The organism is Sorangium sp. So ce385, assembly GCF_051474135.1.
GTDB classification, from domain to species: domain Bacteria; phylum Myxococcota_A; class Polyangia; order Polyangiales; family Polyangiaceae; genus Sorangium; species Sorangium cellulosum_D.
Window position 1 is genome coordinate 6,653,132 of record NZ_CP150337.1, and the last position, 23,935, is coordinate 6,677,066.

Sequence of the window (23,935 nt, forward strand, 5' to 3'; positions counted from 1 at the left end):
CGGACCTCCGGGCCGTCCCTAGGCGCGCGTCCCCGACACCCTCTGGGCGCCGGATCGGCCGATGGCGTAGGCGATCCCGCTCTGCAGGGTGCCGCGGATCGCGATGCGCGACAGGTCGATGTCGAGCCGGATGAGCGCCTGCGCGACCTCGCCGCGGATGCCGGTCAGCACGGCCTGGGTCCCGAGCAGCCGGAGGGCGTTCGCCGCGTTGATGAGCGCGTTCGCCACGCGGTGATCGACCCCCTTGATCCCCGTGACATCGATGATGACCACGCGGGCGCCGCTCCTCGTCGCGCCGTCGAGCAGGGTCTGGAGCACGTCCTCGGCGCGCTCCTCGTCCAGCGTGCCGATGAGCGGCATGACCATGACGTCGTTCGTGATCGGCACGAGCGGCGTCGACAGCTCGGAGATCTTCTCCCGCTGGAACCGGATCACCTCCTCTTGCAGCTGGGCCCTCGCCTCCTCGGCGCGCTCGCGCTCGCCGAGCTCGTGGAGGAGGCGCAGGTTGGCGTCCCGGAGCTCCTCGCTCTGCGCCGAGAGGCGCTCGTTCGCCTCCGAGAGCTCCTCCGTGCGCTCCTCGACCTCCCGCTCCAGGCGCTCGTTGGCCTCGCGGAGCTCGGCGCTCACGGCCTCCAGGTCCGCGTAGAGCAGCGCGTTCTCGACCGCCACCGCCGCCTGCGAGGAGAGCAGCCGCAAGAGCTCGATGCGATCGGCGGTGAACGCGTGCTCGGCGAGGTGGTTCTCGAGGTACAGGACGCCGCTCAGCCGGCCCTGGTGCAAGAGCGGCAAGCCGAGGATCGATTTCGGCCGGCGCGCGATCACGTGCGGATCGCCGGCGAGGCGCGGGTCGTCCTCCGCCCGGCCGATCACGAGCGCCTCGCGCGAGCGCGCCACGTAGTGCACGACCGCGCGGGCCAGATCGAGGCGCGTCTCCAGGGGCATCGCGAGCCCGAGGCTCACCGTGTCCGGGTCGAGCGAGATCATCGCCTCGACCGTGAGCACCTCGCCGCGCGAGAGGATCAAGAACCCACGGCTCGCCCCGGCGCTCTTGATCACGCTGCGCAGCACCTGATCGAGCACCTTGTCCAGCACGATCTCGCTCGAGATGGCCTGAGCGGTCCTCAGCACCGTGGCGAGGTCGAAGCTCTCCCCCGCGACGAGCCCCGGCAGCGCGGTGCTCGTCGGCGAGAGCGCGACGGCCCCGTCCGCGGACGCCGGGGCGGCCGGCGCGAGCTCCTGGCGCAGCGCCTCGACCTTGGCGCTCGCCCCCCAGCGCTCGTACAGGTAAACGGCCCTGCGCAGGTAGATGCCGGCGAACTCGGCCCTGCCCTGGGCGAGCCAGAACCTGCCGTAGAGCTCGTTCCCGAGCGCCTGGTTGTTGATGTAGTCGGCCTGCCGCGCGGCCTCGATGCCCTGCTCGTAGAGGTCCATGGCCTCGGCGCGCCGCCCCTCGACGCGGGCCTGCTCCGCCAGCAAGAGCAGGTATTTGTGACGCACGTTGTCCGGCCCGGCGTCCGCCCAGCGCTTCATCCGCCCAAGGAGCCGCCCGAGCTGCTCCTCGTGCTCCCGCCGCCCTTCGCCCTCCGCGCCCTCCAGCACGGCGATCCGCATGAGCCCCGCGTAGAACGTCGCCTCGGGCACCTTCGCGTGCGTGGGCAGCGCGCCCTCGATCACGGCGAGCTTCGGCATCAGATCGGGGAAGCTCGCACGGTCGCCGAACAGGTACGCATTCCGGATCTTGGCGTAATACAACCACCCCATGTGGTAGGGCGACCCGCCGTGCTTCGCCGTGTAGGACGCCTCGTCGAACGCGCCGTCGTCGAAGCTGAGCCGGCTCTTCGTCAGCCCTTGCAGGCATTTCATGGGCTGGATCACGCCCGCGAGGAGGATATCGATGATGTCGTGGCTCCGGGCGCGCCGCAGGAACGCGAGGTGCACCTCGGTGAGCTGCGAGAGCTCCGCGAGCGGCATCCCGTAGGTGAGCCGGTCCGAGCCGCTCTGGCTGATCATGTAGCCCATGGCCGTCCAGTCGCCGGCCTGGAGCCCGAGATCGTAGACGCGGTCGTAATAGGGATCCGCCCGCCGCAGGGGCTGTGTCCAGCTGTGCACGTCCGCGGAGAAGATGTGGTAGGTCTTGGCCCGGAGCACGAGGTTGTCGAGCTGGTCCGCGAGCTCGATGGCCATCCTGCCGAACCGATAGGCCGTCTCATACTCGCCGAGCAGCGGGCCCACCACCATGCCGTACGCGACGTATCCGAAGGCGGACATGTCGCTGTTCCCGTGCTGCAGCGAGAGCGTCACCATCTTCACGATGGCGAGGTTCGCGAGCGTCTGATCGCTCGAGTTGTAAGCCCCGAAGAACAGGTTGACGAGGAGCTCCAGCGTCAGCGGGAGCTCGGGGCGCGTCGTCCTCGGGGCGTGGGCGAGCTCCTCGATGCTCCGCCCCGCGAGCAGGACCGGCACCGCCTCGAGCTCCTGCCCGAGCAGCGCGGCGACCTCCTCCCGGTCCTCGGGGATCGGGCACCCGAGGAGCCGGAGGCCGGCCTTCTGGACCAGGGTCGCCTCGTGGTTGCGCCACTGGAGCAGGTATTGATTCGCCTGGACGAGGTGGATCGAGACCTTGTCCATCGCGGTCCGGGCGCGCTCGAGCGCCGCGGCGCACAGCCGCTCGGCCTCCTCGAAGGCGCCGCACAGCGACTCGACCTCGGCGCGCTCCCGGTGGAGCGCGAGGGCGAGCTCGTAGTGGTCGTCGAAGCCGCCGCGGGGCAGGAACGCCATGCCCGCGCGGAGATAGCCGGCCGCGGCCTCGTAGGCGGTGGCCGCCTTGGCCCGCCTGCCGGCGGCGAGGTTCAGCTCCGCGGCCGTGGCCTGCTCCGCGGGCGAGGTCACGATCGGCGCCGCGATGTTGAAATGGTTCACGATGTCGAAGAGCGCCTCCTCGCGGGCGGCGCCCTCCATGCTCGCGAGCATGAGGCGCCCGATCCTGAGGTGGACCTCCCTCTTTCGATCCTCGGCGATGAGCGAGTAGGCCGCCAGCTGGACGCGGTCGTGCAAGAAGCGGTAGGTGACGCGCCAGTCGACGCCGGCCCGCCCGTCGCCGTCGGTCGCGTGCGCGAGGCGGTAGTCGGCGTCGACGGGCGCGATCAGGCCCTCTTGCAGGATCTTCCACAGCGCGGCCACGGTCTCGTGCGGCGGCCGCTCGCTGATCACCGCGAGCGTGCGCAGGTCGAACTCGTGCCCGATGCACGCCGCGAGCCGGAGGACGCGCACGAGCTCGGGATCGAGCTCCTCGATCTTGCGCGCCATGAACTCGACGACGTTGTCGGTGACCGTGCGGCGCCGGATGCTGTCGATGTTCCACGTCCACGCGCCCGCCTCGAAGCGGAGCAGGCCCTCGGCGTGGAGCGAGGCCAAGAACTGGCGCACGAAGAACGGGTTGCTCTGGGTCCGGTCGAACACGACGCGGGCGAGCGGCTCGACCTCGGCGCGCGCCGCCGAGAGCGCGTCCGAGAGCAGCTCGACGACGTCGGCGAGGGCGAGCGGCCGCAGCCTGAGCTCGCAGAGCGGCGCGCCCGCCTGCTCGATCTCGCCGAGCGCGACCCGCAGCGGGTGCGCCGCATACACCTCGTTGTCGCGGTAGGCGCCGATCACGAGCAGGTGGCCGCGCTCCGGATCCGTGGCCAGGACCTCCAGCAGCTTGAGCGAGGCGGGGTCGGCCCACTGGAGGTCGTCCAGGAAGAGGACGAGGGGGTGCTCGGCGGTCGCGAAGACGCGGACGAACGCCTTGAAGATCGCGTGAAAGCGGCCCTGCGACTCCGCCGGGGGGAGCTTCTGGACCGGGGGCTGCGGGCCGACGATCCACTCGAGCTCCGGGATGAGGTCGACGAGGAGCTGGCCGCTCGTGCCGAGCGCGCGGGCGAGCTCCGTGCTCCAGCGCGCGAGCTGCTCCGGCCGCTCGGTGAGGATGTGCCGGATGAGCTCCCGGAAGGCCCGCGCGAGGGAGGTGTACGGCGCGCCGCGGTTCAGCTGGTCGAACTTGCCGGCGGTGAAATAGCCGCCTCGCTGGGCGATGGCCTTGTGGATCTCGTTCACGAGGGCCGATTTGCCCATGCCCGAGTACCCCGACACGAGCAGGAGCTCCCCCTCCCCGCCGGCGGCGCGCTCGAAGGCGGCGAGCAGCGCGCGCTCCTCCTCGGCGCGGCCGTAGAGCTTCTGCGGGATGCGCAGCGTGTCCGGGATGTCGCGCTGGCCGAGCGCGAACGGCGCCACCGCGCCGGCGCTCGAGAGCTGGCGGAGGCACGCGTCGAGGTCGGCGAACAGGCCGAAGGCGCTCTGATACCGGTCCTCCGCGTTCTTTTCGAGGAGCTTCATCACGATCCGCGACACCGCCTCGGGCACGCCCGGGACCCGCTCGGGCGGGGGCACGGGCGTGCGCGCGATGTGCCCGTGGATGAGGTCCATCGGATCGCTCTCGCTGAACGGCAGGACGCCGGTGAGCATCTGGTAGAGGGTCACGCCGAACGAGTAGAGATCGGTGCGGCGGTCGATCACGCGGTTCATCCGGCCGGTCTGCTCGGGCGACATGTACGCGAGCGTCCCCTCGAGCGCCTCGGGGCTCACCGCCTGCTGCGTCTCCTGCGGGAGGAGCGTGGCGATGCCGAAGCCGACGAAGTGGACCTTGAGCGAGTCCGGGTCGACCAGGATGTTGTGCGGCTTGACGTCCTTGTGAATCACCTTGCGGCGGTGGATCTCGTCGAGGACCCGGGCCGCCGAGCGGGCGATCGTCAGGGCCGGCTTGAGCTCCAGCCGTCCGGCGCGCAGGACGTCGTGGAGCGTCGTCCTGCTCGGCCTCTCGAGCACGAGGGCGAGGCCGTTCTTGTGCTTCTCGAGCCCGTACGCCTTGACGACGCCCTCGACGTCGAGCTCGCGGAGGACGTTGTATTCGTGCCGGAGCGACGCGAGCTCGCGCGAGCTGGGGAACTCGCTCTTCAGGACCTTGAAGACAGCAGGCTTGCGCTCGTCGCCCCAGGTGCCTTCGAACACCTCGATGCTCGAGTCGCTGTAAATCTGCTGGCTCACGGTACAGGTTGCGGAGAGCATCTCACCTCGCCAGGCGTATGACCGTCCGGTCGGCACAGCGCTTGCGCCGAGCAGAAGGGACGGATGGTCGCCTGGCAGAATCGCACTGTGGGCGGATTCTGTCTAGATCGCTCGTCCGCGGATCCTGAGCAAATACGGGTGGGTTAATTCGCTCACGATCAATAATTACAGTCTTTATGCTGGTTAGACTCGACCAGGACGGATTCGCCTTCGCTTGCGGTGGGCGCGTGCGCCGGCGGCGCTGGGAGCGGTGCGTCGTTAGCGCAATGCGCCATGGATTGTGGGCGAGCTCTGAGGGATAGCCATGGATCGATTGCGCGGCGCGCCGGAGGGCGGGTCACCGGCGCAGGGTCAGCGCGGCTCCTCGACGGTGGGGCAACCGAACTCGACACGGACGCTCTCGACCCCCACGGACTTCACGTGCTCGCACGTCGCGCCCTTGATCACGACGGTCGGTGGGGTCGTCGAATCGTCGTAATCCCAGCCGTCGTCGCCCGCCTTCGGCAGCACCTCGCCGTCGATGATGACGTTGACCTTCGCGCGGTCCGGCGGCTCGGTCTCGAGCGCGAGCTCGCAGCTCCGCACGAGATCGCGGGTGATGCTCGTCAGCGCCTCGCCGAGGCTCGCCGCGTCCACCACCTCGAAGTAGCGGGGCGAGCTGTCCGACGTGGCCGTTCCCCCCTCCACGGCGAGCTCGTCCAGCACATCGGCGTAGGCGGTCGAGCCGGGGATGCCGACGATGAACGTCTCGATGCCGGCCGCCCGCAGGTCGCTCACCTGCTGCACGGTGCGCGCGTCGTCCAGGCACGCGTCCGCCGCGCCCCCGGAGCAGCAGTTCTCGACGCCCGCCGGACAGTCGCCATCCATGTTCGTGGTGCAGGTCGTGGCCGGGCACGTCGTCGCCGGATCCTGGTTGCAGTTGGGGCCGCCGTCGGTCGCCAGGAGGACGTACCTGTCGCCCGCGAGGGTGCTGCCGGCGCCCTCGGTGAGGTACCGCAGGGCGCGCTCGAGGGCGTCCGCGGTCGGCGTCGCGCCGCCGGGCGCGGTCGCCTCCAGCCGGGCCTTGATGGCGGGGACCGAGGTCGCGCCCGGAGCCACCGCGACGCTCAGATCCGTGCCCGGATCCATGCCGCAGTGATCGTCGGTGGGAAAGAGCTGGAGCCCGACGGACATCCTGCCCTGGATCGCGTCGAGCGCGGTGCCGAGGGCGCCCTTCACCATCGTCCAGCGGTCGCTCGCCTCCCAGCCCTTGGTCATGCTCTCCGAGCGATCGAGCACGATCACGAGGTGAACCTCCCGCGGCGCCGCGTCGACCTGCTGGCCGCCGCAATCTCCGCCGCCGTCCCCTCCGCCCGGGCCGCCGCCGCTGCCCGATCCAGGGCCGAAGAAGCCGCCGCCGAGGGAGGAGTCTCCGGCCGTTCCGCCGGAGCCCGTCCCGCCCGAGGCGATCCCCCCTTCGCCGCCGCTGCCGGAGCCGTCGCCGCTCGTCCCCGTTCCGCTCGTCGATCCAGAGCAGCCCGACGCGAGCGCCCAGCCGAGGAGCCCGAGGGACGTCAGGAACACGGAGCGAGCGCAGATCGCGCGTATCTTGCCGGTCATATCCATTCTCCTCGACACGGGTGCATCGACACGGGGGAGCGCGTTCGCACGCCGCGTCACCCCGGAGGAATGCGGCAGATGCCGTTGTAACACTGCACCGCGCCGGCGTTGCAGCAGTCGGACGTCGCGCCGCAGAGCTGCCCGTACTCCGCGCAAACCGGCGTGCTGCCGCCCGAGCCGCCGGTGCCGCCGGTCGCGCTCGCGCTGCCGCCGCCGGTCGCGCTCGTGCTGTCCGCCCCGCCGGCGCCGGTCGCGCTCGTGCTGTCCGCCCCGCCGGCGCCGCCGGTCGCGCTCGCGCTGCCGCCGCCGGCGCCCGTGGCCGACGACGAGCTCGGGGGCGTGCACGTGCCCGAGCCGGAGCCCGGATCGAGCTCGCAGGTCGTCCCGACGCAGCAGTCGCCGTTGTTCGTGCAGGGTCCACCCTCGGTCACGCACCGGGGCGTCGGCTCGCCAGGGGTGCCATAGCACTGCAGCCGTCCGTCGGCGTTCGGCACGCACGGCGCCCCGTCGCAGCAGTCGTCGGAAGAGGCGCAGTCGTCGCCGGCCTCGCGGCACTCCGTCAGCGCGTTGCAGCGCGGCACGCCGAGGGCGTCGAGGCGGCAGTTGCTGGCGCGCCCCAGGTAGCTGCAGCAGTTGTTGGGAGCGCTGGTCGAGGTATCGGAGCAATAGCTGTCCTTGAAGTGGCAGACGCCGCCCTGGGGCGTGCACATCATGGGGTTGCGGCAGCGGCCGATCTCCCCGGCCGGGTCGCCCGACGTGTCGCAGACCACGTTTCCGGCGCCTGGCAGATCGGCGGTGGGGTCGCCGCCGCAGCAGTCCTCGTTGCGCCTGCACAGGGCGCCGTTCACACGGCAGCCGCTCGGCGGCTGGCAGACGGAGATCCCGGTCGGGCCGTACGGCGCGCAGACGCGGCTGCAGCAGAATCCGCAGCCGTCGCAGACGGCGCCGTCGATGCCGCCGCTGTTGCAGCGGCTGGCCGTGTCCGGCTCTTCGCCGCAGTAGCCTGCGGCGTCGGACGCGCTCCGCTTCACGCACACGCCGGTGCAGCAGTCGCTGTTGCTCGCGCACACATCATCGCGCTGCACACAGAACGAGGCGTTGAGGACGCAGCGGCCGTCGCGCCCGCAGAGCCGGGAGCAACACTGGCTGTCCTCCGTGCACAGGTTGCCGCCGGTCTGGCACGCGGCGTCGCCGTTGACGTCGCTGCACGTCCCGCCGACGCACATGCCGCTACAGCAGGCGGCCCCGCCTTCCGTGCAGTCGGACCCGTCGACGAGGCAGGCGGCCGCGCCGCACCTGCCCGCGGTGCAGTTGAGGCTGCAGCAGTCGGAGGCCTCGTCGCAGACCGCGCCCGGCCCCAGGCAGACGCTGAGGGGCGAGGCGCAGGTCCTCGTCGCGCTGTCGCAGATGCCGGAGCAGCAGTCGCCGGAGCTCGCGCACGCGCCGCCGTAGGGCTCGCAGGTCGGCACCTCGACCCCCGTGTCGGGCCCGCCCGCGCCGCCCGTGCCGCCCGTCTCCGCGCCTCCGGCGCCCGTGCCCGCGCCTCCGGCGCCCGTGCCCGCGCCGCCCGTTCCCGCGGCCGCGCCGTCACCTCCGGTGCCAGCGCCACCCGTTCCCGCGGCTGCGCCGCCCGTTCCCGCGGCCGCGCCGTCGCCGCCGGTGCCCGCGCCGCCTCCCCCGGAGCCGCTCGCGGCGCCCGCGCCGCCCATCCCCGCGCTGCTTGCGTTGGCCCCGCCGGAGGCCCCGCTGCCATCAGCGGTGGTGCCCGTCGAGGTCCCCGACGAGGCGGAGACGCCGCCTCCCCCTCCTGAACCCGTGCCGCCCGTCGAGCCGCACGCGGCGGCGAGCCATACCATACCGACAGCCGCGAAGATTCGAGACACGCGCATACACTTTCCCCCGCTCGATCGCTGGGTGAAACCGACGCGATCCGAGAAAGATACATTCGCGCAACTGCGGCTTGTCCGTATTGGCTTTTGTTCTCTGGGGCGACCGTCTCCTTCACTTTTGTCGGAGGTGGTGAGCCTCGTTGAGCGCAGCGCGCACAACGGCGCGCTGCGACGCTCCGCGACGGGGCGAGCTCTGCCTTGAACGGTCAGCGCGCCCGCACTCCGCGCCTCGGTGAGGTCCGACGCCGAGCGCGCTCACGAGAAAGAAGCGATGGCGCCGCGGGCTACGCCGACGACCTGCTCCCCTTCCAGAGCGCGGTCCAGAACCGTCCCGTCTTCACGGCGGCCTCCGGAGCGGGCTCTTGAGCGCTGTCCGCGGCGGGCTTGTCCTTGTGCGCCTGTCCCTCCAGGAACGCGATCAGCCGCTCTCGGAGCGGATAGTACATGGGGTCCTCGAGCACCGCCTGGCGGTCCCTGGGGTGTGGGAACGGCACCTCCAGGATCTCGCCCACCCGCGCCCCCGGGCCGTTCGTCATCATCGCGATGCGGTCCGACAGGAACAGGGCCTCATCCACGTCGTGCGTGACCATCAGCGCGGTCTTCTGGTCCTCGGCCCACAGGTTCATGAGCACCTCCTGGAGCTCGAACCGGGTCAGCGAGTCGAGCATGCCAAAGGGCTCGTCGAGCAAGAGCATCTTGGGCGACAGGGCGAAGGCGCGCGCCAGCCCGACCCGCTGCTGCATCCCCGAGGACAGCTCGCGCGGCTTCTTGTGCATCGACTCCTCGAGCCCGACGAGCTCCAGGTAGTGCGTCGCGATCTCGATGCAGTCCTTCTTGCTCTTCTGCCGGTGGACCTGCTCCACGCCGAGCAGGACGTTCTCGAGCGCGGTCATCCAGTGGAGCAGGCACGGCGACTGGAACACGACCCCGCGGTCCGGGCCGGGCCCGTGGATCTGCCGGCCCGCGAGGACGATGCCGCCGCTCGTGATCTCGCTGAGGCCCGCGACCATCGACAGCACCGTGGACTTGCCGCAGCCCGAGTGGCCGATGAGGGACAGGAACTCGCCCTTCCTCAGGTTCAGGTCGAAGTTGCGGACGACGACCGCAGGGCCGCTCGGGGTGGGAAAGGTCTTGGTGACGTTCCAGATCTCGAGATACTTCTTCATGCGACCGCCTCCGCGCTCCGCGCTGCGCCGGGCACGCCCCTGCCCGCGCTCGGCCCGGCGCCCGGGCCGAGCAGGTAGTTGATGACCGCGCCGCGGATCTCCTTGAAGCGCGGATCGTGGTTGAGGGCCTTGCGATCCCGCGGGCGATCGAGATCGACGATCACGCTGGGGCCCAGCGTCGCGCCCGGGCCCTTGCTGAGCGGGACGATGCGGTCGGCGAGGAGGATGCCCTCGTCCACGTCGTTGGTGATGAGGAGCACGGTCTTCTCGGTGGCCCGCCAGATCCGCGCGATCTCGTCCTGCAGCGTGGCGCGCGTGAGCGCGTCGAGCGCGCCGAGCGGCTCGTCCATCAGGAGGATCTCCGGATCCATGGCGAGCGCCCGCGCCACCGAGACGCGCTGGCGCATGCCGCCGGAGAGCTGCGCCGGCTTCTTGTCGCGGGCCGGGGTGAGCTTCACCATGGCGATGTAGCGCTCGGCGTGCTCGCGCTTCTTCTCCGCGGGCCAGGCCGAGAAGATCTGGTCCACGGCGAGATAGACGTTCTCGTAGACCGTGAGCCAGGGCAAGAGCGAGTAGTTCTGGAAGATGACGCCGCGGTCGGGCCCCGGCCCCTCGATCGGCTTCCCGTTCAGCGTCACCACGCCGGCGTCCGGCCGCTGTAGCCCGGCGATGAGCGACATGAGGGTCGTCTTCCCGGCCCCCGAGTAGCCGACGACGGCGACGAACTCGCCCTTCTCGATCTCCAGGTGGATGTCCCGGAGCACCTCGGTGCGGGTGGCCCCGGCGCCATAGCTCTTGTCGACGTTGCGCAGCTTGACGAGCGCCATCGCCGTCACCCTCCCGCCAGCTTGAGCCTGCGCTCGACGAGGCTCATGAGCGCGTCGAGGAGGAAGCCCACGACGCCGATGGTGATGATGCACAGGATGATGTGCTCGTAGATGAGGCTGTTGTACTCCTGCCAGAGGAAGCCGCCGACGCCGGGCGAGCCGGTCAGCATCTCCACGGCGACGATCACCAGCCAGGCGATGCCGAGGCTGAGCCGGAAGCCGGTGAACATGTACGGCAGCGCGGCGGGCAGCTGCACCTTGAACAGCGTCTTCATGCGCGAGAGCCGGAGCACGCGGGCGACGTTCATGTAGTCCTGCGGGATCGACCGCACCCCGAGCGCGGTGTTCAGGACCGTCGGCCACATCGAGCACATCGCGATGGTGAAGACGCCGGCCGGGTCCGGCTTCTGGAAGAGCACGAGGCCGAGCGGGAGCCACGCGAGCGGGGAGACGGGGCGGAGGATCTGGATGATCGGATCGAAGCTCGACTTGAAGAGCTTCGAGGCGCCGAGGAAGAAGCCGATCGGCGTCCCGAGCAGGATCGCCAGCGTGTAGCCCTTCGCGACCCGCTGGAGCGAGTACCACGTGAAGCGGAGGATGCCCTGGTCGAGCTCTCCCCGCTTCTCGAACGGCTCGAAGATGTAAGGCCTGCTCACCTCCCACGTCTTGAGCGGAGAGGGCAGCGTCTGGGCCCACAGGCTGCTCGCGGCGGCCCACAGCCCGATCACGCACGCCACCCCGAAGAGGGGCAGGATCATGTGGTCGACTCGAATCTTGGGAGAGATCGCTTTCGCCTCGCTCATGCAGCACTCCTCCACCGCGGCGCTTGCCGTCGGCTCCCGGCGATGCCGGGGATCACCCCTTCAGGGCGTTGACCGGGAACGACGTCGCATATTTCTCGGGGTCCTTGGGATCGAACGTCACGCCGTCGAACAGCGTCTCGGGCTGGTCATTTTGGCCGCCGTGCGCGACCCCGAGCTCCTTCATCGCCTCCTCGTAGAGGTCGGGGCGCATGACCTGCTTGACGACGCCCTCGTAGTCCGGCCTCCCCTCCACCATGCCCCAGCGCCGGAACTGGCTGAGCCACCAGAGCGCATACTTCGGCTGCGGGTAATTGCAGCCCCGGTCGCTGAAGATCATGTAATCCTTGTCCTCTTTCCTGCGGCCGTCGCCGTAGTCGTACTGTCCCTTCAGCCGGCCGAGGATGAGCTCCGGAGGACAGTTGATGTACGTGGGCCTCGACACGATGTCCGCCTGCTCGGGGCGGTTGTCGAGCTTGTCGAGCCAGACGCTCGCCTCGTGGAGGGCCTTGAGCACCGCCTTCACCGTCTTCGGGTTCTTGTCGGCGAACTCCGCGGTGAACGCGCACACCTTCTCGGGGTGGTCCTTCCAGAGCTCCTGCGTGGTGACGGCGGTGTATCCGATCTGATCGGCGATGGCCCTGGCGCCCCACGGCTCGCCGACGCAGAACCCGTCCATCTTCCCCACCTTCATGTTGGCGACCATCTGCGCGGGCGGGATGGTCACGAGCGCGACGTCCTTGTCCGGGTGGATGCCGCCCGCGCCGAGGAAATAACGGGTCCACATGGCGTGCGTCCCCGGCGGGAACGTCATGGCGAAGGTCATGGGCGCGCCCTGCGCCTTCGCATCCTCGACGAACGGCTGGAGCGCCTTGGGATCCCCGGCCACCTTGCCCCGGAGCTCGCTCTTCATCGTGATCGCCTGGCCGTTGCGGTTGAGCAGCCACGGGATGATCATGGGCTTCTTCGGCGACCCGAGGAGCCCCATCGTCGAGGCGAGCGGCATGCCGAAGAGCATGTGCGTCGCCTGGAGGTCGCCGTTCGACAGCGAGTCGCGGATCGCCGCCCAGCTCGCGCCCTTCACGATGGTCGAGTCGATGCCGTACCTCTTGAAGAACCCCTTCTCGTGGGCGATCACGAGCGGCGAGCAGTCGGTCAGCGCGATGATGCCGAAGCGCAGCTCGGTCACCTCAGGCTTGTCGGCGGTCGCGACGAGCGGCGCGGCGTTCGCGGCCGGCGGCCCCGGCTCGTCGGAGCGCGAGCCGCAGGCGGGGAGGAGCGCCGCTCCCCCGAGCCCGAGGGCGCCGCCGAGGAAGCGCCGCCGATCCAGGGGCGAGGCGCTCGATGCTTCCTTCGAAGGTTCCCGTTTCTTCATTCAAGAGGTCCTTTGCTGGGGGATGGGCGTGGAGACGCTGGCGCAAGCAGTCGAGCGCGCCCGCCGGTCGCGGCAGACCGGCGCGGTCGCGCTCCGCGCCGCCGCCGGTGACATCGCCCTGTGGTTCAAGAAGGAGCCAGGTCAGCTCCGCTGCGAACCGGCGGATCGAACGCCATTTCGCATCGGTTGAGGGCCCAGGGTGGTCTCGACCCTACATGGGCCCATGATCCGCCGAGGATCGTGCATGGGTGCGCGTTTCCATCGCGTTTCCGTACAATGTTTTTTCTGCGTTCGAAACGCCGTCCGCGCAGGTGTCCGGGAGGCAGCGAGCCCGGTCGGCAGCGTCGCGCAGCGACGCCCTTCCCTTTGACGAACTGGTTTCATAGACTGCACGTGAGAGCATCCGGAGAATTTCGTTCCATGACGTTGAAAGGTACGCGAATGGCCATTCGACATGCCAGTGTGTGCGTCATCGCGATGTCCTGGATCGGGTGTGCGCAGATCTTCGGCTTCGACAAGGAGTACCTGGTCGTCGAGGATCGAGGGATGGGAGGCGCTGGCAGCGGTGGCGCCGGCAGCGGTGGCGCCGGCAGCTCCGGAACCGGGGATACCGGGGGAGCCGGAGGCGGGGGCGCGGGAGGTGCAGGCGCTGGCGCCGGAGGAGCCGGAGGTGGAGGCGCCGGCGGCGGATGTGTCGTCGAGATGCCGGCGGGCGCGGCGCCAACCGCGGCGCTCTTGATCGACGATATGGAGGATGGAGACAACAACATCATCCCCCTCGAGGACGAAGCGAACCCTCGGAGAGGGTACTGGTTCGCGGCCAATGACATGAACGGCGAGCAGCACCCCGCGCCCGGCAACTTCTACATGAGCGAACTCGAGCTCCCGCGCGGCGACAGCACGTCGGCCGTGAACACCGAGGCGGACGACGGATTCACGACATGGGGAGCCCTCGTCGGCCTTCTACTGAACACCGACGAGGCCGGGACGGAAGGCGTCTACGACGCCTCCGGGTTCCGTGGAGTCGCGTTCTGGGCCTACGCCGAGAGCGGCTCTTACGCGAGGATGATCGTGGACGTCGCCGACGTGCAGACCTGGAGAGCAGGCGGCATCTGCGGCACCAAGGGCCTGTGCGATGACCATTTCCGCACGATCGTCGCGCTGACGCCCTGCTGGAAGTACTACGAGGTCCCGTTCGCGGACCTCGAGCAGACGGGATGGGGCGAGAAGTTCGACGCGGTGGACGTGACGCAGCTCTGGGCGATCCAGTTTCGCTTCAACGTCGGGCAGAAATTCAACATCTGGGTCGACGACGTCGCGTTTTACGAGTGAGCGGCTCCCTCGTCGTCGTGCCTCCGCCCGCCCGTGCATGCGTTACCGCCCGGACACGCTGACCCCTGAGGCGCGGTCGCTGCCCGGTCCGGCGCTGCCACGCCCCCTGAGCGGGGCTCGCGGCGGCCGGAGGGTCCGCGTGCGTCGCTTGCCAGGCCGCAGGTGAGACGGTAGCGTCCGCGCGGCCCGGGTCGCCGTCATGCACGGCCGAACGGGGTGATGCGGTCGGAAGAGGAACCGAGATGAGGAGCGAGTCCACGACATGGGTGTGGGCCACGGCGTGCCTGCTGACCTGCGGGTGTACGGCGCTCGCGGGGCTCGACAAGCCCTATCACCTGGCGACGGGGAGCGGCGGAGACAACCTCGGCGGCGGCGGGGCCGGAGGTGGCTCTCCCGGGTGCGACGAGGAGGCGAGCGCGGGGTGCGTCTACGATCGGTGCGGCGCCGTCCCCGAGGGCGCCCCGGCCGGCGTCTACACGCTCGATCTCGACGGGACCGGCCCCTCGGGGCCGCTCGAGGTCTACTGCGGTGAGCCGGCGGACGGAGGACGGTGGGCGCTCGTCTTCAACAGCGTCGGCGCGGCGGACGGCGCCACGATCGCGTTCTGGAAGATCCTGTATGCCGACCGGCTCAGCGCCAAGGGGGAGCCGTCGATCGACGGCAACCATTACCAGCCTTCCCTGTACGTCGTTGGCCGGGAATACCGCGACGAGATCGAGGACATCGCCGGGATCGTCGCCGAGGTCATGCGCGCGACGGCCGAGGGCATCGACACCGCGGACATGCACCTCCTCACGCCGGTCCGCGTCTCCGGGGAGGAGGAGCTCTTTACGTGGCAGTTCGCCACCGGGTGGTCGTCGCCGGACTTCGACGCGGACACCAAGGGCGACGGCAACTGCGCGAGCTCCTACGTGGGGGTCACGCAGCACTACGGGCACTGCTTCGTCTACAACCTCGGCGCGGACGACGACGCGCCGATCGAGGACGAGGGCTGGGGGCCGCACGTGAGGACCCTGAGCGCGACGTCGTTCGGGCTCTCGGACGACGGCAGCCCCTACACGCGGGTGAAGCGGATCTCCCGCTGGACCCGCTGGTGAGCGCGCCCGGCGCGCTCAGGCCGGGTGCGCCACGACGGGCAGCGACGTCACCCCGCGCATGGAGAGGGAGCGCCGCCACTCCGGCGGCCCGGCCGGGGAGAGCCGGCAGACGCGCGGCAGCAGCGCCGTGAACAGGAGGCGGGCCTCGAGCCGCGCGAGCGGCGCGCCGAGGCAGAAGTGGACGCCGTGCCCGAACGGCAGGTGCGTGACCCCGCCCCGGTCGATGTCGAACCGGTGCGCGTCCGGGAAGTGCGCCTCGTCCCGGCAGGCGGATCCGATCATCACGAGCACCTTCGCGCCCTTCTGGAGGCGCACCCCGCCGAGCTCGGTGTCGGCCGTGGCGAGCCGGTACACCGACCGGATCGGCGGCTCGTACCGCAGGACCTCGTCGACGAACCTCGGGATCAGCGCCGGATCCGCGCGCAGGCGATCGAGCACCTCCGGGTGCGCGATGAGCTGGAGCGCGCTGTGGCTCAGGAGGTGCACCGTGGTCTCCAGGCCGCCGACGAGGAGCAGGAAGAGGAAGCTCATCAGCTCGGCGTCGGTGAGCGACTGGCCGTCCACCTGGGCGCGGAGGAGGTCCGTCACCATGTCGTCGGCGGGCGCGCGGCGGCGGCTGGCCAGCACCTCGGTCAGGTACTGCTCCGCCTCGCGCACGGTGGTGCGGATCTCCTCCATGCGCGCGGTCATGTCCGGCGTGACCGGGCTGATGCTGGTGAGGTCGTCGGTCCAGCGCTTGAAGCGCGCGTGGAGGGAGGGATCGAGGCCGAGGAGCTCGCCGATGACGCTCGCGGGGAGCGGCATGGCGAGCGACTCCACCCAGTCGACCGGCTGGCCGAGCGGCAAGCGCGCCGCGATGTCCTCGGCGAACGCGCGCACGCGCGCCTCCAGGCGGGCCATGGCCGCGGGCGTGAAGGCGCGGTTGACGAGCGACCGCAGGCGGCCGTGCGCCGGCGGATCCAGGACGAGCATGGAGTCGCCGAACGGGTTGTGCCCGAGCCACGCGGGCTTCGTGGCGGCGCGGAACCCCTCCGACGAGAACAGCGCGGTGTCCTTGAGGACGGCGACGACGTCGTCGTGGCGGGTCACCGCCCAGAAGCCGCCCGGATCGACCTGGCACACGGGGGCGTCGCGCCGCAGCTCGGCGTAGGTGGGGTACGGGTCGGCGAGCATCGCGGGGGACATCAGGTTCAGCCGTTCGCTCATGGATCGAGGACCTCCCGGGCGGGTCAGGGATGGAGCGGGCATGGTCGCCTGCCGCGGGGGCGCGCCGCAAGGCGCCGATCAGCGATCCTGAAGGAAGCCCATCACCGCTGCGCAGAACGCCGGCGCGTCCTCCTCGGGCCACATGTGGGTGGCCCCGCGGACCACCAGGTGCTGCCCGGGGATGCAGCGGGCCGCCGCGCGGGAGACCACGCTGAACGCGGGCCGCGACAGCTCGCCATGGGCGACGGTCACCGGCATCTTCAGGCCCGCCAGCTGCCCGCAGGTGATGGCTGGCGGCTGAGGCTGCGAGAGGAGGAGCGGCATCGTCCGCGCGTTGTCCAGGTTGACGGCCTGTCGCTCCGCGGGCTGAGCGTCGAAATATCCCTGGCGCTGCCCCGACCCGTCGAGCAGGAGCCTCAAGGCCTCTCGGCTGTCGCCGCGCTGGACCGCCCCGAAGACGGGGCCGAACATGGCGTTGAGGTCGTCCCCCAGCGCGCGCAGCTCGGCGGGATCGGTGACGTACGAGGGGACCCCAGGCTCGTAGATGAAAGCGCTCCTCAGCAGCTCGGGGTGGCTCAGCGCCGCGGTCAAGGCCACGTGACCGGCATAGGACCACGCGACGAGATGGACGGGCCCCGCGTCGAGGCCGCGGAGGAACGCGGTCAGATCGTCCGCGTGCGTCTGCACGCCGAGCGGGGGCCAGCTCGCGTCCCACGCGCCGGTCCCGAAATAGCGCTGGCTGTAAGCGATGGCCCGGTACCGCTGGCCCACGATGGCGCGGTGACGGTCCCACATCCGATGATCCGAGGCCGCCCCGTGCAAGAACACCACCGGAGCGCCCTGCCCTTGCTCTGCATAGGCGAGCCGGGCGCCATTCACCTCCATGAGCCGAGGTGCGTCGGCGCCGTCCGAGCCGCCATGTTCCGACAGAGATGCTGATTCCATACCCAGGCCGCGATAGCTCGCTCGAGCTCACGGAGCAAACGCCGCGTGGAGATCGCCGGTCGCGGCGCTCGAGCGCTTCACGTCGCTCGTCTGGGCTGGGCGGGGCGTCCCCGGCGCCCTGGGGAAGCGGCGCGCGCTCGATGCCGCGCATCGGCCACGCGCCGGCGTGCCGCGGCGCACCGCCGGGCCGTTGACCCGGGACCGGAGGGCGGGCGAAGATCCGGCGAGCCCTTTGCGCCGCCCCGCGACACGCTCTCTCGCCGCACTCCTCGCGCTCGCAGCGAGCGCCTGTTCCCGCGGCCCCGCCCCCGCCGCGGACGCGGGCGCTGCCCCGGCCGGCAGCGCGGGCGCCCCGGTCGGCAGCGCGGGCGCCCCGGCCGAGCCCCCGGCGCCGCCCGGCGCCGCGCCCGTGCGCGCGCCGGTCCGCGAGGGGGGCGCCCTCGCCCGCGCGGCGCGCGAGGACGCGCTCTACGTGGCCGACGAGGATCACGGCGTCGTCCGCGTCGTGCCGCTGCCGCTCGATCCCGCGCGCCCCGGCGCAGGCGTGCCCGCGCCGGGGCGGCCCGCGCAGGTGCTCGCGCTCGGCGGGGGCGGCGGGCACGAGGCGCGCGTGCTCGCCACGGTCCGCGACCCGGGGCTCCTGCTCATCTTCCGGCCGGACGCGTCGGCGGGTCTCGTCGAGGTCGGCCGCGTCCCGCTGCCCGCCGACGCGTGGGGCATCGCGGTCACGCCGGACGAGAAGACCGCGATCGTGACGTCGGCGTGGACGCACAAGGTCTCGGCCGTGGACCTCGAGGCCGGGAGGGCGAGGTGGACGGTCGACGTGGCGCGCGAGCCGCGGGGCGTCGCCGTGCTGCCCGACGGCAGCGCCGCGTACGTGAGCCACCTCGTCGGCGCGGATCTCACGCGGATCGACGACCTCGGCGGGGCGCCGAGGGTCCGGCGCGTGGCCTTGCCCGCGTCGCCGCTGCGCGCCCCGTCGGGCGAGCGGCTCGCGGCGTCGCTGGGCTATGCGCTGGCGCTCTCCGAGGACGGGCGGCGGCTGTTCGCGGCGCGGCACGCGCTCGGCGCCATGGGCCACGCCGCGTGGTTCGGCGCGGCGACCGTGGACGTGCTGATCACCGGCCGGGACGAGCCGCTCGCCCCGCAGCACCACGGCAACCTGCCGGTGCTCCGGTCGGCGTTCGCCGAGCAGGTGATCACGCCGGAGAGCGTCATCACCCTGCCGGGCGCGAGCGTCACGCCCGTCACCCAGCCGCGCGCCGCGGTCTACCGCAAGCGCGCGCGCACGCTGCTCGTCGCGGGCGAGGGCGACGACCTCGTGCTCGAGGTGGACGCGACGGCCGTGGATCCGACGCTCGCGATCGTGAAGAGCTACGCGGTCGGCGGTCGCTACGACCCGCACATCCGCGTGGCCGGCACGTGCGGCGCGCCGACCGGGCTCGCGCTGTCCGCGGACGAGGCGACGGCGTGGGTGTTCTGCCGCTCGACCGGCGACGTGGCGGCGCTCCGGCTGCACGATCCGGCGGCGGGCGCGGCGCTGGCGGGCGCGGGCGCGACGGGAGCGCCCGGCGCGACGCCCGCGGCGGAGGGGCCGGCGGCGCTCGTGCACCTCGCCGACGATCCGCTCGGCCCCGAGGTCGCGAAGGGGCGCCGGCTCTTCTACAACGCGCTCGACGGCACGGTGAGCGGCAATCTCGGCTGCGCGGGGTGCCACCCCGACGGGCGCGACGACGGGTACGTCTGGCGCGAGGCGACCTTCAGCACGGCCGACGGCGAGCACGCGAACTTCGTCGGCCGGCCGGAGAACATCCCGGAGGTCGCGAAGAGGAAGGGGTTTCCGCGGCGCACCCCGATGCTCGCCGGCAACGTCGGCGCGGCCGGGCCGTACGGCTGGCACGGCGAGAGCGAGGATCTCGTCGGCAGGCTCCAGACGGGCATGGGGCTGCACCGCTGGGGCGGGCTGCCGATCGACCACACGCCGGCCGGGCTCGCGGCAAGGGCCACGTACCTCGCGATGTTCCTCCGCCGGGGCCTGGTGACGCCGCCGCGCGGCGAGGGGGCGCCCGACCAGCGGGCGAAGCGCGGCCGGGAGATCTTCCACAGCGACGAGGCGAAGTGCTCGCGCTGCCACGTGCCCGCGAGCGATTACACCGATCGCACGGCGTACCCGATGCCGAAGCGGCCGCCGCTGCCGGGGTACGACGACGATCCGCGCCCCGAGTACAAGACGCCGTCGCTGCGCTTCGTGGGCGGGCGGCCGCCCTACCTGCACGACGGGCGGGCCGGCACGCTGGCGGAGCTGATCGAGCAGAACGCCGACTGGATGGGCAAGACCAGCCACCTGTCGCCCGAGGATCGGGCGGCGCTCGTGGCGTTCCTGGAGACGCTATGAGGCTGCGCTTCGCGTGGCTCGCCTGGATGGCCTCCGGCATGGCCGGCGTCCTGGCCGCGGCGGCCGGCACCTCCGGCGCGCAGCAGGACGGCGCGCGCTCGACCGCGGCCCCGGCGAGCGCGCAGCAGGACGGCGCGCGCTCGGCCGCAGCCCCGGCGAGCGCGCAGCAGGACGGCGCGCGGTCGGCCGCAGCGACCGACGCCGGCGAGGAGCGGCCCCTCGACGCCGAGCCGTTCCCCGCCGAGCCGTCGAAGCAGCCCACGGCCGCCGAGTGGAAGGCCGCGCCGCGCGTCCGCCTCTCCCGCACCGGCCCCGCGGCCGCGGGCTGCCGCGCCTACCGGATGAGGGAGTGGCTGCGCATCCGCTGCCCCGAGCTCACCGTCTCGGCCATCTCGCTCCTCGGCGGGAAGACCGAGGGCGTGGCCTTCTGGATCGATCCGCCCCGCGGCGGCAGCGAGCTCCCCCGCGGCGGCGAGGTGATGTTCCCGATCCGCCGCGGCGATCGGCGCGTGATCCAGATCCTGACCTTCGGCCCTGGCTACGACGGGCCGTTCACCTTGTTGCCGGCGATCGTCGTCCAGGAGCAATGGCTCGACGACGAGCCGGCGCCGACCGTGACCGCTTCCTGAGACACCATGCGATCCCACAGCACGCCCCTCGTCCTCTCCGCGCTGTTCTTCCCTGCCGTCGCGTGCGGCGTCCTCGCCGCCGCGTGCGGCGCCTCCCCGGCGCCCCCGTCCGCCGGGCCCGCCGGGCCTTCACCCGCTGCGCAGCCCACGCCGGCGAGCGCCTCCGGCGGCGCGGCGACCGCCCCGGCGTCGCCCCAGCCCGGGTCCGACGCGGCCCCGGCGCCGGCCGGCGCCAGCGCGACCGTCGCGCAGGCCGGCGGCGACACGGCCGCGGCGCAGGCCGGCAGCGGGCAGGCCTCCGCCCCGGCGGTGCCCCCCTCGGACGGATGCCCGGACGGCATGGCCCGGGTCCCAGGCGGCAGCTTCGTGATGGGCCCGCTGAAGGTGAAGGCCACCGTGGCGGACCTTTGCATGGACAGGACCGAGGTGACCGCCGAGGCCTACGCCGCGTGCGTCAAGGCGGGCAAGTGCACGGATACGTTGGCGAATTGCGCCAAGGAGGCGTCGACGTACGGCGTCGCCGGGAAGGAGAAGCAGCCGATGGTCTGCGTCGACTTCGCGCAGGCCGAGGCCTACTGCGCGGCCCAGGGCAAGCGGCTGCCGCGCGACGACGAGTGGGAGTGGGCGGCCCGCGGCGGCGAGGAGGCGCGGCCGTACCCGTGGGGCGGCGAGGCCCCGAAGGATCAGCTCTGCTGGTCCGGCGGCGGCGCGGTGCGCAAGACCGCGTGCGACGTGGGGAGCTTCCCCGCCGGCGCCAGCCCCCAGGGCATCCAGGACCTGGCCGGCAACGTCTTCGAGTGGACGACGAGCGCCAACGACGGCAAGGGCAAGATGCGCGTCGCCCGCGGCGGCAGCTGGCGCGACGGCATCCCGCCGCTCGTCAGGACGGCGCGGCCCGGCGGCTTCGAGGCGACCTACCGCTGCGGGTTCCTCGGCATCCGCTGCGTCGTCGAGCCGGCGGCGCAGGCGGCCCCGTAGATCGAGATCGCGCCGCGTCAGCCGGCGTCCATCGGGTCCGGCGGATCTGTCGCCCGGCGCCGTTGCGCTACGTCGCGTTCGGATCGGCGAGCCAGGTCGCCAGCACTTCCGCCGAGGACGAGAGCAACACCTCCGCCACCCGGGTCTCTTGCAGCCGGGCGAGCCGCTCCCCGAGGGCCGCGATCTCCGCCTCGGTGAGCGGCCTGCCGAGCCGGAGCTCGCACATCTGCGCCGTCAACCGGAGCCGCGCGCGCTGCTCCGCCTCCCTCTCCGCCTCCTTCTTGGCCTCCTTCACCGCCTCCTGCAGCGCCTCCTTCAGCCCCGCTTCCACCCCCGCCGCGACCTTCCGCGCGGTGAACTGTTCGAACCATTCCCGGGTTTCCATGACGAAATCCCTCTCCTCGGAGGGCAGCCCTGGAAGGAGCTGCTCCGGCACCTCGAAGCTTAACCGAACGAGCCACGGCATCGCCACCCGGCGCTCCCACGCGTCCCCGGGGAGCGCCGCGAGATCCCGCAGCGCCGCTCGGCGCACCCGGGGCGCGCCGAGCAAGCGCAGCAGCACCGTCCCCCGCACCCGCGGCAGCTCCGCGATCACCACCGCATGGATCCGCCACCCCGGCGCCGGCCCCGCATAGAGGCCGTCCAGCCCGGAGGCGTCCTGCACGAAACCGAAGTCGCGCAGCACCCCGTCCGGGCGCCCGGCGCTCACGATCCACGCCGACGGCAGCTGGAGCGCGCGCTCCGCTCGCAGCTCGAGCGTATGATGCCACTGGTAGCGCTTGCGCATGCAGCCGTGGAGCTCGGCCGCGCCCGGCGCGGCGCTGAACACCTCCACCATCCCCGCCTCGGCCGCCATCGAGCGGAGCAGGCCCGGCTCGATCTCGGGGTGCGCGCGCAACAGCGCCGGATCGGGCACGTGCCAGACGTCGATCCGCTGGGCGTCCCCGGCCGGCACCTCCACCTCGGTCTCGGCTGCGCCCACGAGCACGAAGAAGTCCCGGAGGATGTTCTTGGCGAGCTGATCAAGCCGGAAATGCATGACTGCCGCCGATACCACACCAGGGATCGAGTGGACACTTTGCGGCATCGCGCGCGTCGTCACGAGCGGTGTCGAGGGGGCATTACGGAGACCCTACAATTTCATTCGCACATTCGCTCGACACCGATGCTCGGCCGCGTCTGGCGCGCCGGCCCGGGCCGGGACGGCCGTCTGGCGCCCGGGGGCGCCGAAGGCGCGAGCCGCGGACGACTGCGCCGCCCGAGCCGCGCGGCTTGCGTTCCGGCCACGCGCGGCGCACCTTCGCGCCCAGCCACCATGCACAGCGACGATCCCTACGTGATGCCCGCCTACGTCAAGCTCCTCGTGGCCGACGCGGAGCGCTCCGCCTCGTTCTTCGAGCTCCTCGGCTTCACCCGCGTTCACCAGGATCCGGTGTTCGTTCACCTGCGCTGGGCGCGCTATGCCGATCTCTTCCTCGTGGCGACGCCGCCGGGGGTCGCGCTGGCCGGCCAGCGCGGCCTCGGCGTCATCGTCTGCTTCAGCGCGACCGGCGACCTCGGCATCGAGACCATCGCCGCGCGCGCCGCGGCCGCCGGCGCCGCCGTCGATGGCCCGCGCGACCAGCCGTGGCATACGCGGGAGGTCGTCGTCACCGACCCGGACGGCTACCGCCTCTGCTTCGTCGAGCCGAGCACGTCCCTGCGGGGCTGACGTCCCCCGCCCGCCCGCACCGGAGCCGAGCCGCGCGGCGAGCGCGGGCGAGACGCCCGACAGCGCCGGCCAGGCAGCCCCCACCTTCACCTCGATCGACGAAACCTGCCCGGCGCTCCCGCGTAGAGGGAGCGCGCGGCGAGGAGCGCCGGCCTCAGCGCCTGGCGGGCGCCGCAGGGGGCATGTCGCGGGCGGGTGGTCCGCTCCGAGCACGAAGGCAGGCAGGCGTGCTGAAAGACCGATGGTCTCCTCGGCTCCCCGTCTGCACGTGAGATCCTCGTGAGCGGATGCGCCCCCCGACCTCGCCGCGCGATGCCATTGACGAAAGGAGATCCCATGATCGTTCGCACTGCATTGCTCTCTCTGTTCACGTTCCTCGCCGGCGCCGCGGCGTTCGAGCCGCTCGCGCGCGCCGACGAGAGCTGCCGCGCTCTCGTCCAGGACAGGGTGTCTCGGATCTACGGCCAGCTGGGGTGGGAGATCGACATGACGATCCACCGCGACGGCGTCCGGCAGGTGACGCACTCCAGAGGATGGCTCAAGAGAACGGACGGCGGCGCCCTCGTCGGCCGCGCGGATCAGCTGTTCTCCGATCGCACCTCCGCCGCCGATCCGGACCAGCAGTTCGACGCCGAGAGCGCCGATGAGCTCACTATCGACGTCTCGCCGACAGGCGTCCTCCACATCCGGTATTTCCCCTGGAGGTTCGACACCTCCTGGGACATGGCCTGCCAGGGCCCGGTCATGACCAGGTACATCCCCGGCATCGGCGTCGTGACGCTCACGTTTCACCAGAACATCACCATCCCCTTTTGACCCGAGCCGCCCTGCGCGCGGCGCCGCCGAGCGCGCCCATGGCCTCCTCGCGCCGTGGGTCCGCGGGCTC

18 protein-coding genes are annotated in these 23,935 nt (G+C 71.8%); 8 read left to right on the forward strand and 10 right to left on the reverse strand.

The features are described 5' to 3' along the window. Nucleotides 1-18: 18 nt before the first annotated feature. From WME83_RS24295 to WME83_RS24325, 7 genes are all read right to left on the reverse strand, one after another. A complete protein-coding gene (locus WME83_RS24295) occupies nucleotides 19-5,100 on the reverse strand; it encodes an AAA family ATPase (protein WP_437321657.1) in 5,082 nt (1,693 codons plus the stop codon). Between the two features lie 351 nt (nucleotides 5,101-5,451). After that, entirely contained in the window at nucleotides 5,452-6,699 is a 1,248-nt protein-coding gene (locus WME83_RS24300; protein WP_437321658.1) for a vWA domain-containing protein, read from the reverse strand. A gap of 56 nt (nucleotides 6,700-6,755) precedes the next feature. After that, entirely contained in the window at nucleotides 6,756-8,582 is a 1,827-nt protein-coding gene (locus WME83_RS24305; protein ID WP_437321659.1) for a hypothetical protein, read from the reverse strand. A 290-nt stretch (nucleotides 8,583-8,872) separates the two neighbouring features. After that, nucleotides 8,873-9,754 (reverse strand): ABC transporter ATP-binding protein, encoded by an 882-nt coding sequence (locus tag WME83_RS24310; RefSeq protein WP_437321660.1) that lies wholly within the window; start codon nucleotides 9,752-9,754, stop codon nucleotides 8,873-8,875. After that, the gene (locus tag WME83_RS24315) at nucleotides 9,751-10,581 is read right to left on the reverse strand and encodes an ABC transporter ATP-binding protein (RefSeq protein WP_437321661.1); all 831 of its coding nucleotides are present in this window, start codon (nucleotides 10,579-10,581) and stop codon (nucleotides 9,751-9,753) included. Before WME83_RS24315 ends, WME83_RS24310 begins: the two co-directional genes overlap by 4 nt. A gap of 5 nt (nucleotides 10,582-10,586) precedes the next feature. After that, nucleotides 10,587-11,384: a nitrate ABC transporter permease gene (gene ntrB / locus WME83_RS24320; RefSeq protein WP_437321662.1), complete on the reverse strand. Its 798-nt coding sequence runs from the start codon at nucleotides 11,382-11,384 to the stop codon at nucleotides 10,587-10,589. 52 nt (nucleotides 11,385-11,436) lie between these two features. Beyond that, on the reverse strand, nucleotides 11,437-12,756 hold the full coding sequence (locus WME83_RS24325) for a CmpA/NrtA family ABC transporter substrate-binding protein (protein WP_437321663.1): 1,320 nt from the start codon (nucleotides 12,754-12,756) through the stop codon (nucleotides 11,437-11,439). A gap of 22 nt (nucleotides 12,757-12,778) precedes the next feature. On the opposite strand from WME83_RS24325, the gene WME83_RS24330 reads away from it, so the two are divergent. The 3 genes from WME83_RS24330 to WME83_RS24340 all read left to right on the forward strand — a co-directional run bounded on the left by WME83_RS24330 (nucleotide 12,779) and on the right by WME83_RS24340 (nucleotide 15,185). Continuing rightward, nucleotides 12,779-12,946, forward strand: coding sequence for a hypothetical protein (locus WME83_RS24330; RefSeq protein ID WP_437321664.1), 168 nt, complete (start codon nucleotides 12,779-12,781; stop codon nucleotides 12,944-12,946). A 251-nt stretch (nucleotides 12,947-13,197) separates the two neighbouring features. Continuing rightward, nucleotides 13,198-14,088: a hypothetical protein gene (locus WME83_RS24335; RefSeq protein ID WP_437321665.1), complete on the forward strand. Its 891-nt coding sequence runs from the start codon at nucleotides 13,198-13,200 to the stop codon at nucleotides 14,086-14,088. Nucleotides 14,089-14,330: 242 nt separating this feature from the next. After that, nucleotides 14,331-15,185, forward strand: a complete 855-nt coding sequence (locus tag WME83_RS24340; RefSeq protein ID WP_437321666.1) for a fibrinogen-like YCDxxxxGGGW domain-containing protein — start codon at nucleotides 14,331-14,333, stop codon at nucleotides 15,183-15,185. A gap of 15 nt (nucleotides 15,186-15,200) precedes the next feature. Here the strand turns inward: WME83_RS24340 and WME83_RS24345 are convergent, their stop codons facing one another. Then, nucleotides 15,201-16,391, reverse strand: coding sequence for a cytochrome P450 (locus WME83_RS24345; RefSeq protein WP_437321667.1), 1,191 nt, complete (start codon nucleotides 16,389-16,391; stop codon nucleotides 15,201-15,203). Between the two features lie 78 nt (nucleotides 16,392-16,469). Continuing rightward, complete coding sequence (locus tag WME83_RS24350) at nucleotides 16,470-17,336, reverse strand: alpha/beta fold hydrolase (RefSeq protein ID WP_437321668.1); 867 nt, start codon at nucleotides 17,334-17,336, stop codon at nucleotides 16,470-16,472. 409 nt (nucleotides 17,337-17,745) lie between these two features. Between WME83_RS24350 and WME83_RS24355 the strand changes: the two genes are divergently transcribed. From WME83_RS24355 to WME83_RS24365, 3 genes are read left to right on the forward strand one after another with little or no spacing between them, the layout of a single operon-like run. After that, a complete protein-coding gene (locus WME83_RS24355) occupies nucleotides 17,746-19,731 on the forward strand; it encodes a hypothetical protein (protein ID WP_437321669.1) in 1,986 nt (661 codons plus the stop codon). After that, nucleotides 19,728-20,360, forward strand: coding sequence for a hypothetical protein (locus WME83_RS24360; protein ID WP_437321670.1), 633 nt, complete (start codon nucleotides 19,728-19,730; stop codon nucleotides 20,358-20,360). The genes WME83_RS24355 and WME83_RS24360 overlap by 4 nt, the downstream gene beginning before the upstream one ends. 6 nt (nucleotides 20,361-20,366) lie before the next feature. Beyond that, on the forward strand, nucleotides 20,367-21,338 hold the full coding sequence (locus tag WME83_RS24365; RefSeq protein WP_437321671.1) for a formylglycine-generating enzyme family protein: 972 nt from the start codon (nucleotides 20,367-20,369) through the stop codon (nucleotides 21,336-21,338). A gap of 67 nt (nucleotides 21,339-21,405) precedes the next feature. On the opposite strand, the gene WME83_RS24370 is transcribed toward WME83_RS24365, so the two are convergent. Beyond that, the gene (locus WME83_RS24370; protein ID WP_437321672.1) at nucleotides 21,406-22,377 is read right to left on the reverse strand and encodes a hypothetical protein; all 972 of its coding nucleotides are present in this window, start codon (nucleotides 22,375-22,377) and stop codon (nucleotides 21,406-21,408) included. Nucleotides 22,378-22,653: 276 nt separating this feature from the next. Between WME83_RS24370 and WME83_RS24375 the strand changes: the two genes are divergently transcribed. Together WME83_RS24375 and WME83_RS24380 are read left to right on the forward strand one after the other, a co-directional pair. After that, a complete protein-coding gene (locus WME83_RS24375) occupies nucleotides 22,654-23,049 on the forward strand; it encodes a VOC family protein (protein ID WP_437321673.1) in 396 nt (131 codons plus the stop codon). Between the two features lie 336 nt (nucleotides 23,050-23,385). Further along, the gene (locus WME83_RS24380) at nucleotides 23,386-23,865 is read left to right on the forward strand and encodes a hypothetical protein (protein WP_437321674.1); all 480 of its coding nucleotides are present in this window, start codon (nucleotides 23,386-23,388) and stop codon (nucleotides 23,863-23,865) included. Nucleotides 23,866-23,935: the final 70 nt, after the last annotated feature.